General features: G+C 67.2%; 8 protein-coding genes. 5 read left to right on the top strand and 3 right to left on the bottom strand.

Annotated features, from left to right (window positions below):
• Positions 1 to 157: 157 nt before the first annotated feature.
• From ACWEH3_RS08280 to ACWEH3_RS08260, 5 genes are all read left to right on the top strand, one after another.
• A complete protein-coding gene (locus ACWEH3_RS08280) occupies positions 158 to 2,947 on the top strand; it encodes an FAD-binding and (Fe-S)-binding domain-containing protein (protein WP_450019141.1) in 2,790 nt (929 codons plus the stop codon).
• 344 nt (positions 2,948 to 3,291) lie between these two features.
• Positions 3,292 to 4,233, top strand: coding sequence for a DNA-3-methyladenine glycosylase family protein (locus ACWEH3_RS08275; protein WP_450019139.1), 942 nt, complete (start codon positions 3,292 to 3,294; stop codon positions 4,231 to 4,233).
• A 206-nt stretch (positions 4,234 to 4,439) separates the two neighbouring features.
• The gene (locus ACWEH3_RS08270) at positions 4,440 to 4,910 is read left to right on the top strand and encodes a DNA-directed RNA polymerase subunit beta (protein ID WP_450019135.1); all 471 of its coding nucleotides are present in this window, start codon (positions 4,440 to 4,442) and stop codon (positions 4,908 to 4,910) included.
• Between the two features lie 173 nt (positions 4,911 to 5,083).
• On the top strand, positions 5,084 to 5,308 hold the full coding sequence (locus tag ACWEH3_RS08265) for a DUF397 domain-containing protein (protein ID WP_355071076.1): 225 nt from the start codon (positions 5,084 to 5,086) through the stop codon (positions 5,306 to 5,308).
• 89 nt (positions 5,309 to 5,397) lie between these two features.
• Positions 5,398 to 5,595 (top strand): hypothetical protein, encoded by a 198-nt coding sequence (locus ACWEH3_RS08260; protein WP_450019134.1) that lies wholly within the window; start codon positions 5,398 to 5,400, stop codon positions 5,593 to 5,595.
• Between the two features lie 47 nt (positions 5,596 to 5,642).
• Here the strand turns inward: ACWEH3_RS08260 and ACWEH3_RS08255 are convergent, their stop codons facing one another.
• Genes ACWEH3_RS08255 through ACWEH3_RS08245 form a run of 3 tightly spaced genes read right to left on the bottom strand, consistent with a single transcriptional unit; the run spans position 5,643 to position 9,188 of the window.
• Positions 5,643 to 6,389: a succinate dehydrogenase/fumarate reductase iron-sulfur subunit gene (locus tag ACWEH3_RS08255; protein WP_357888224.1), complete on the bottom strand. Its 747-nt coding sequence runs from the start codon at positions 6,387 to 6,389 to the stop codon at positions 5,643 to 5,645.
• A gap of 2 nt (positions 6,390 to 6,391) precedes the next feature.
• Positions 6,392 to 8,332 carry a fumarate reductase/succinate dehydrogenase flavoprotein subunit gene (locus tag ACWEH3_RS08250; RefSeq protein WP_450019133.1) on the bottom strand — a complete coding sequence of 647 codons (1,941 nt, stop codon included), beginning with the start codon at positions 8,330 to 8,332 and terminating at the stop codon, positions 6,392 to 6,394.
• A gap of 25 nt (positions 8,333 to 8,357) precedes the next feature.
• Entirely contained in the window at positions 8,358 to 9,188 is an 831-nt protein-coding gene (locus tag ACWEH3_RS08245; protein ID WP_450019132.1) for a hypothetical protein, read from the bottom strand.
• Between the last annotated feature and the right edge of the window lie 196 nt (positions 9,189 to 9,384).

The following is a 9,384-nucleotide window of genomic DNA, read 5'->3' as shown; positions in this document are numbered from 1 at the left end:
CGCGGCCGCCGCGTAGGCGACGAAGGAGCAAGCGGCGGTCGCGCAAACGCGAGCCACAAGAGGGCCGCGAACACGCCGCGCCGAAGGCGTGGCCAAACAACACAGCCCGCGAACCCCCAGCGCCGCAGGCGCTGGAAAAATCAACACCGTGAACCGTATGGCGGCGCTGCGCGGCAGGATCGCGGGTGAGGTCGACGCCTCCGAGCGGCGGCGGGCGGAGTATTCCTCGGACGCGTCGAACTATCGGGTTCTCCCGGCGGCGGTCGTCTTTCCGCGGACCGACGAGGACGTCGCGGTCACCTTGGAGTTCGCCCGAGCCGAGGGCCTGCCGGTGACCGCGCGTGGCGCGGGGACGTCGGTGGCGGGCAATGCGATCGGTCCTGGGCTGGTGCTCGACTTCAGCAGGTATATGAACCGGATCGTGGCGATCGATGCGGCCGCGCGCGTGGCCACCGTGCAGCCGGGCGTGGTGCTGTCGGAGTTGCAGCGCGCGGCGCGTCCGCACGGCCTGCGCTTCGGACCGGATCCTTCGACACAGAATCGCTGCACGCTCGGCGGCATGATCGGCAACAACGCGTGCGGACCGCGTGCCGTCGCGTGGGGCCGCACCTCCGATACGGTGCGCGAACTGCGCATCCTGGACGGCACCTGCACCGAACGCACACTGGCCGCCGACCTGTCCGCGGTGCCGGGTCTCGCGGAATTCAGCCGGGCAAACCTCGCGGTGCTGCGTACCGATCTCGGGCGCTTCGACCGCCAGGCGTCCGGATACGGTTTGGAGCATCTGCTGCCCGAGCGCGGCGCGTCGGCGGCGAAGGCGTTCGTCGGCAGCGAGGGCACCTGCGGTCTGCTGCTGGACGCGACCGTCGAGCTGGTCGAGCTGCCCGCGGCCACCGTGCTCACGGTGCTCGGCTACCCGGACATCGCCACCGCGGCCGACGATGTGGCCGCCGTGCTGGCCTGCGCGCCGATCGCGGTCGAGGGCATCGACGCGCGGCTGGTCGACGTGGTCCGGGCGCATCGGGGAAGGGTGCCCGACCTGCCGCGCGGTGGCGGTTGGCTGTTCGTGGAGACCGCGGGCGCGACGCAGGCCGACGCGCTGGCCGTCGCACAGCGGCTGTGCCGGACGGCGGGCGCGATGGACAGCAGGATCGTCACCGATCCCGGTACCGCCGCGCAGCTGTGGCGGATCAGGGCCGACGGCGCGGGGCTGGCCGGTCGCACGCCGGACGGGCAGCCGGCCTGGCCGGGCTGGGAGGACGCGGCCGTCCCACCGGAACGGCTCGGCGCCTACCTCCGCGATTTCGCCGCGCTGACGCGCGAGCACGGTGTCGACGGGCTGCTGTACGGGCACATCGGCGACGGCTGCATCCACGTCCGCCTCGATCTTCCGATCGCCGACGCGCCGCACCGCTTCCGTGCCTTTCTCTTCGACGCGGCGGAGCTGGTCGTCCGGCACGGCGGTTCGCTGTCCGGCGAGCACGGCGACGGCCGGGCTCGCTCCGAGTTGCTCTCGGCGATGTACTCCCCCGCGGTGCTCGATGTCTTCGCCGGATACAAGGCCTTGTTCGACCCCGGCGACATCTTGAATCCGGGCGTGCTCGTCGCGCCGCGTCCGATCGATGCCGACCTGCGGCTGGCCGGACTCGGTGACGTCGGCACGTCGAACGGTTACCCGTTCGGAGAAGACGACGGCGATATGAGCGTCGCGGTGCACCGCTGCGTCGGCGTCGGCAAATGCCGGGCCGACGGCGGTTTCATGTGCCCGTCCTACCAGGCCACCCGGGACGAGAAGGACAGCACACGCGGGCGGGCGAGGGTGCTGCAAGAGGTGGTGCGCGGCGCGCTGCCCTGGTCGTCGGCGGCCGTCGCCGAGTCGCTCGATCTGTGCCTGTCCTGCCGGGCGTGCCGGTCGGACTGCCCGGCGGGCGTGGACATGGCCACCTACAAGTCGGAGACGCTGCATCGCCGCTACCGCCACCGGCTCCGGCCGATCGATCACTATTCGCTGGGCTGGTTGCCTCGATGGCTGTCCGTTGCGAGCCGGATGCCGCGTGTCGTCAACGCGCTGGCGGGCCGTACCGCGCTGCGTCGAGCCGGCCTGCGGGCGGCGGGCATCGACCCGCGTCGTGAGGTGCCGCGCCTGGCCGCGCGTACCTTCCGCCGCATCTGGCGCGATCTGGACGAAGGCGCGCGCCTGGCCGAGTCCGCCTACGCGCCCGAGGTGCGGGCCGAAAGCGGTGTCTCCGGCGAGGTGATGCTGTGGATCGATACCTTCACCGACGTGTTCGACCCGGAGATCGCCTTGGCCGCGGCGCGGCTGCTGGCCGCTTTGGGCTACCGCGTCCGGATCCCCGAGCACCGCGTCTGCTGCGGACTCACCTGGATCAGCACCGGTCAGCTCGACGGTGCCCGCGCTCGGTTGCGGGCCACCTTGACCGCGTTGCAGGAGCACGTGGAGGCGGGTGGCGTGGTCGTGGGACTGGAACCGTCCTGCACCGCGGTTCTGCGCGCGGACCTCACGGAATTGTTGCCGGACGATCCCAGATCCGCCCCGACCGCCGCCGCGGTGCGCACCTTGGCCGAATTCCTCGCCGATCAGCCCACCTGGCGCCCGCCGCAGCGCACCGGCCGATCGGTGGTGGTTCAACCGCATTGTCACCAGCACGCGATTCTCGGATTCGATGCCGATCGCCATTTATTGGCCAGTATGGGCGTGACGGTGACGGAAATCACCGGGTGCTGCGGTCTGGCGGGAAATTTCGGAATGCAGTCGGGCCATTACGACATTTCGGTCGCGGTGGCCGAGAACGGCATGCTTCCCGCGCTGCGCGCCGCGGGAGACGACGCGATCCTCCTCGCCGATGGCTTTTCCTGCCGCACTCAGGCCGCGTCCCTCGCTGGGCGCCAGGCGCGGCATATCGCGCAATTCCTTCTGGGCGAGTGATTTTCGGGCGCCCGCGGGACAGGCCGGGCGGGCGCCGCGCGGTTCAGCTGCCGAACGGCAGGGTGCCCGGCGGAATCTGGTAGCCCGAGCTGCCCGCGGAAACTCCACCCCAGGCGTTGAGCAGCCAGTTGAGCAGATTGGTGATCATCGAAGAACCTCCGTCATTGCTACTGCCAGACATTTGCCGAACGAAAACAATATCGCCGTGAATCTCATGCCGTTACATCTGATTGCGAAACCATAATCATGCGCGATAGGTATGAAAGGCTTTAGGTGTGGCTCAGATAATAATCCGAGTGTCCCGGTGGAGGGGGACGCGGGCGCCGCGCGCCGCACCGGGCAGAATGTCTCGGGTGCGCAGCCTGACGGTCGAGCCGGGAGCCAGCCGGACCGTGACCACGGATCGGCCTATCGATCTGGCGTGCACGCTCGCTCCCCTCGGTCGCGGCACCGGCGATCCGTGCCACCGGGTGACCGGCGACGGCGCGCACTGGCACGCCTCCCGTCTGCCGACCGGGCCGGTCACCTACCGCATGGCCCAGTCCGATCCGCGCACTGTGCAGGCCCGCGCCTGGGGGCCGGGCGCGGCGGAATTCCTCGTGGGTCTCGAGCACATGCTCTGCCTGGACGAGGATGTCTCGGCGTTTCTCCCGGATCATCCGAAACTCGTCGACGCCCATCGCCGTTTTCCCGGGCTGCGCATGCTGCGCACGGGCTTGGTCTTCGAGGCCCTGGTGCCGTCGGTGCTGGAGCAGAAGGTGCATACCGTCTCCGCGTGGGCGTCGTGGCGGAAATTGGTGCGGCAGTACGGCGAACCGGCGCCCGGTCCCGCACCGGAGGGAATGCGGCTGCCGCCGGACGCGGACACGTGGCGGCGGCTTCCCTCCTGGGTCTACCACCGGGCCAATGTCGGACCGCAACGCGCGCAGACCATCGTGCGCGCGGCTCGGATCGCCGAATCGCTGGAGCGGGCGGCCCTGGTCGATCCGGTCGAGGCGGCACGAATGTTGTGCAGTGTCCCCGGTATCGGGGTATGGACGGCCGCGGAGATCGCGCAGCGGGCTTTCGGCGACGCGGACGCGCTGTCGGTCGGCGATTATCACCTGTCCGCCGCGGTCGGCTGGACTCTGCTCGGCCGTCCCATGGATGACGATGCGATGGTCGAATACCTGGAGCCGCTGCGCCCGCACCGTTATCGAGCGATCCGCCTGCTGGAAATCAGCGGCCACTTCTACAAGCCGAAGTTCGGCCCCCGCACCCCGCTGACCGATCACACCTGGCACTGAGTTCACAGCAGCCCCTCGGCGCGTTCACTTTTCCGCAGTTTTGCCCATTCTTTATCAGTCGGTTCCGGCCGGAGAAAAGCGAAACTAGAGGTAGTCGCGCCACACTCGGCCATCGCCGCATTCTCATCGGTACGCGAGCGGCAGCCGGAGGCGTTCCGTATGGCGCGCACCTCATCGTCGAACCACACAACTGCAGGGGGTTGTCAGTGGAGCAGAAGCCACTTGGGGATACACCACGAGCCAGATGCCTGTTCTACCGGCGGGAATGCGATCTGCCCGCCGTTGTGGATCCGCCCGAACTCGGCCGGATCGTGATGCGCGCCGGGTCGGTGTGGGCGTTGACCATGCCGAGCAGTCTGGGCCAGGCGGTCAAGGCGCACATGCAGAGCAAGCGCGTGCGGCTGGGCCCGATCCTGGCGCACCCGCGCTCGAATCGATGGACCTTCCTGATCGCGCCGGACCTGCCGGAAAACGATACGCGCCTGTTCGCGGAGTTGTTCCGGCTCAACGTCTCGGTCTGCCGCACGGGGTCGACGATCGCGTTGCCGTCCCCGACGGCGTCGGTCGGCGCGATTCGGTCTTGGATTGTGCCGCCACGGAACAGGTTTCGCCCGTCCGGCCGGGTGGTCGTCGCGGCCATTCATGCGTGGGCGGAGCCCGCACCACGCCGCCGCTGAGCGCCGGCGGCGAATCACATGGCCGACCGGAGTACCGGCCCGTTTTTCGTGGGTTGTTCGCCCGACAGCGCCGATCGGCGGCGGTACTATCGGGCGCGCGTGAGTGCGCCAGCGGTGGTGCTGGGTTCTCGGTCCGTACACACGTCTCCCACGGCAGATAGCGAAGGAGTCTCGTGAGCATTCAAGGCAACACGAACATCGACCTGTCCGGCGCCACGTGGCGGAGGGCCGGGGAAGGGGCGGGCAACGACAGCGTCGAAGTGGCGCTGCTCGCCGACGGACACGTGGGGATGCGCAACGGGAACGATCCCGAGGGGCCGGTGCTGATCTTCACGCCCGCGGAGTGGGCCGCCTTCACCGCCGGTGTGCAGGACGGAGAGTTCGACCGGCCGCGATAAGGCACGGCCGCCTTTGTAGATCACGGAATGACACATTTTCGGCAACGAAAAGACGTTTGTCGAGACGGAACACGGGTAATCCATCATCCGTGGACCGAGGGCTCAAGAGTTCCCATCCCCGGTACCGGAAATTGCGGCCGGACGATTGGGTGGAATGGCTGATCGTCGCGCTGTTGTTCGCGGTGTCGGCGGTCGGAGTCTTCGTCCTAACCAGCTCGCTGCTGTCGGCGCTGTTCGTCGGCCTGCTGGTGTGGGTCGTGGCCCTCGGCGTCGTGACCATGTTGTAAGGGTGCGCCGACCGGCCGGGGATCGCCCCGGCCGGTTGTCCGGCGTCCTATCGGCGGAACAGCTTGTTGCCCAGCCAGACCAACGGGTCGTACTTGCGGTCGGCTACCCGTTCCTTCATCGGGATCAACGCGTTGTCGGTGATCTTGATGTGCTCGGGGCAGACCTCGGTACAGCATTTGGTGATGTTGCACAGACCGAGCCCTTGCTCGTCCTGGGCGAGTTCGGTGCGGTCGCCCACATCCAGCGGATGCATCTCCAATTCACTGATCCGCATCAAATAGCGCGGCCCGGCGAACGCTTTCTTGTTCTCTTCGTGGTCACGCACCACGTGACAGGTGTTCTGGCACAGGAAGCACTCGATGCACTTGCGGAATTCCTGCGAACGTTCGACGTCGACCTGCTTCATCCGGTACTCGCCCGGTTTGAGATCGGCGGGGGGCGTGAAAGACGGTATCTCCCGCGCCTTTTCGTAATTGAACGACACGTCCGTCACGAGGTCCTTGATCACGGGGAAGGTGCGCATCGGCGTCACCGTGATCACTTCGTCCTGGGTGAAGGTGGACATCCGGGTCATGCACAGCAGGCGCGGCCGCCCGTTCACTTCGGCCGAACAGGAACCGCACTTGCCCGCCTTGCAGTTCCAGCGCACGGCCAAATCGGGCGCCTGGGTGGCCTGTAGCCGGTGGATGATGTCGAGTACGACCTCGCCCTCGTTCACCAGCACGGTGAAATCCTGCAGTTCTCCGCCGTCGAGATCGCCGCGCCATACGCGGAATTTGGCGTCGTAACCCATCGTTACGCCTCTCGCTCCGTCGATTGCCCGGCCGCGGCCGGGTGCCCGGCGAGTTCATCCGGGGTGTAGTACTTCTCGAGCTCGCCGAGATCGAAGAGGGCGAGCAGGTCCGATCGCATCGGGATCTGATCCTTGCGCGTCACGGTGACGCCGGGGATCGGGTCGCCGGCCGTGCCCGGATCCACCGCGCAGACCAGCAGTTTGTTCCGCCAGTCGGGGTCCATCGACGGGTGGTCGTCCCGGGTGTGCCCGCCGCGGCTCTCGGTCCGCAGCAGCGCCGCGTGCGCCACGCATTCGCTGACCAGCAGCATGTTCTGCAGGTCGAGCGCGAGATGCCAGCCGGGGTTGAACTGGCGGTGGCCCTCGACGGTCACCTGGCGGAACCGGGCACGCAACTCGCCGAGTTTGTCGATCGCCTCGCGCACCTCGTGTTCCTTGCGGATGATGCCGACCAGGTCGTTCATCGTCTGCTGCAAATCGGTGTGCAAGGTGTAGGGGTTCTCGCCTTTGCCGTCGGCGGGCGGATCGAACGGCGCCACGGCGGCCTTCGCGGCGTTCGTGACATCGTCGTCCGCGACCGAGGGCCGCTCGCCGAGCTGTTCCACATAGGCCGCGGCCCCGAGCCCGGCCCGGCGGCCGAACACCAGCAGGTCGGACAGCGAGTTGCCACCGAGGCGGTTGGACCCGTGCATGCCGCCGGAACACTCACCCGCGGCGAACAGACCGGGCACCGTGGCCGCACCGGTGTCCGGATCGACCTCGACTCCGCCCATCACGTAGTGACAGGTCGGCCCGACCTCCATCGGCTCCTTCGTGATGTCGACATCCGCCAGCTCTTTGAACTGATGGTGCATCGAAGGCAGTCGTCGCACGATCTCCTCGGCGGGCATCCGGGAAGCGATATCGAGATAGACGCCGCCGTGCTCGGTGCCGCGCCCGGCCTTGACCTCCTCGTTGATGGCGCGCGCGACCTCGTCACGCGGCAGCAGGTCCGGTGTGCGGCGAGCGGAGTCGTTGTCGCGCAGCCACTGGTCGGCCTCTTCCTCGGTCTCGGCGTACTGCCCCTTGAAGACCGGCGGAATGTAGTCGAACATGAACCGCTTGCCCTCGGTGTTCTTCAGCACCCCGCCGTCGCCGCGCACGCCCTCGGTGACCAGGATGCCCTTCACGCTGGGCGGCCAGACCATGCCGGTGGGGTGGAACTGCAGGAACTCCATGTTGATCAGCGTCGCGCCCGCGCGCAGCGCCAGCGCGTGCCCGTCGCCGGTGTACTCCCAGGAGTTCGAGGTCACCTTGTACGACTTGCCGATGCCGCCGGTCGCCAGGACCACAGCGGGGGTCTCGAACAGGATGAAGCGGCCGGATTCGCGCCAGTAACCGAACGCGCCGGAGATGCGGTCGCCGTCCTTGAGCAATTCGGTGATGGTGCATTCGGCGAAGACTTTGATGCGCTTCTCGTAGTCACCGGTCTCCGCGAAATCCTCCTGTTGCAGCGACACGATTTTCTGCTGCATGGTGCGGATGATCTCGAGGCCGGTCCGGTCGCCGACATGCGCGAGCCGCGGGTAGGTGTGGCCGCCGAAATTGCGCTGGCTGATGCGGCCGTCCGCCGTCCGGTCGAACAGCGCCCCGTAGGTCTCCAGTTCCCACACTCGATCGGGCGCTTCCTGAGCGTGCAATTCGGCCATGCGCCAGTTGTTCAGGAACTTGCCGCCGCGCATCGTGTCCCGGAAATGGACCTGCCAATTGTCCTTCTCGTTCGCGTTGCCCATCGACGCCGCGCAGCCGCCTTCGGCCATCACGGTGTGCGCTTTGCCGAACAGCGACTTGCACACCACCGCGACGGACAGGCCGTGCTCCCTGGCTTCGATGACCGCCCGCAATCCGGCGCCGCCCGCTCCGATCACGACGACGTCGTACTTGTGCCGTTCCACTTCTGCCATGCAGAGAAACTCCTCGATGAGGCGGTCAGTCGATGAACCGCAGGTCCGAAATCGTTTGGCTGGCAACCAACATGACGTAGAAGTCGGTCAGCACGAGCGTGCCGAGAGTGGTCCAGGCCAGCGCCATGTGCCGGGTGTTCAGCTTGGAGACCTGAGTCCAGAACCAGTAGCGCACCGGATGCGCGGAGAAGTTCTTGAGCCGTCCACCCGCGATGTGCCTGCACGAGTGGCACGACAGCGTGTAGGCCCACAGCAGGATCACGTTGACCAGCAGCACGATATTGCCGAGGCCGAAACCGAAGCCGCCGGTCTTGCCGTGGAAGGCGACGATGGCGTCGTAGGTGTTGATCACCGAAACCACCAGGGCCACATAGAAGAAGTAGCGATGCGCGTTCTGGATGATCAGCGGCAGCCTGGTCTCACCGGTGTACTTGGCGTGCGGCTCGGCCACAGCGCAGGCGGGCGGGGAGAACCACACCGCCCGGTAGTAGGCCTTGCGGTAGTAGTAGCAGGTCAGGCGGAAACCGAGCAGGAAGGGCAGCACCACGAAGCCCAGCGGCAGGATCGCGGGCAGATCCCCGAAAGGGGTGCCGAAATGGCTGGAGCCCTCGACGCAGGAAGTGCTCAGGCACGGTGAATAGAACGGGGTCAGATAGTGATAGTCCGGGACCCAATATGCCGTGCGCACATACGATCTGATCGTCGCGTAGATGACGAACGCGGCTAGCCCGAGCACCGTGACGAGTGGGGGGATCCACCATCGGTCGGTGCGCAACGTGCGATCCGAGATTCGGGCCCTTGTTCTGCTGAATACGCCGGTGCCCGCTTCGGGGGCGGCGGTCGGTGCGGCACTCACAGGCGGATGCCTCGCTGATCTTGTGTGCGGGTGGTCATCGTTACCTCCGCAATCGAATGTGATGCTGAGCACCATACGACACGTGCGCTATTGATCGAACGGGGTCTCGACAAACATGCCCCGCCGTCAACCATATGATTTGCGCCACATCAGGCACGCCTCATGCTCGTCTACGCGGGTTCCGGGCCAACCGGAC

It is taken from the genome of Nocardia sp. NPDC004718, assembly GCF_053601535.1.
The sequence above is the reverse complement of the archived record's forward strand: the minus strand, read 5'-3'. Positions and strand labels throughout refer to the sequence as shown.

Excerpts from the sequence above, each read along its gene's own strand:
- ACWEH3_RS08280 (WP_450019141.1), top strand. The coding sequence starts at position 158 with ATGGCGGCGCTGCGCGGCAGGATCGCGGGTGAGGTCGACGCCTCCGAG.
- ACWEH3_RS08275 (WP_450019139.1), top strand. The coding sequence starts at position 3,292 with ATGTCTCGGGTGCGCAGCCTGACGGTCGAGCCGGGAGCCAGCCGGACC.
- ACWEH3_RS08255 (WP_357888224.1), bottom strand. The coding sequence starts at position 6,389 with ATGGGTTACGACGCCAAATTCCGCGTATGGCGCGGCGATCTCGACGGC.
- ACWEH3_RS08250 (WP_450019133.1), bottom strand. The coding sequence starts at position 8,332 with ATGGCAGAAGTGGAACGGCACAAGTACGACGTCGTCGTGATCGGAGCG.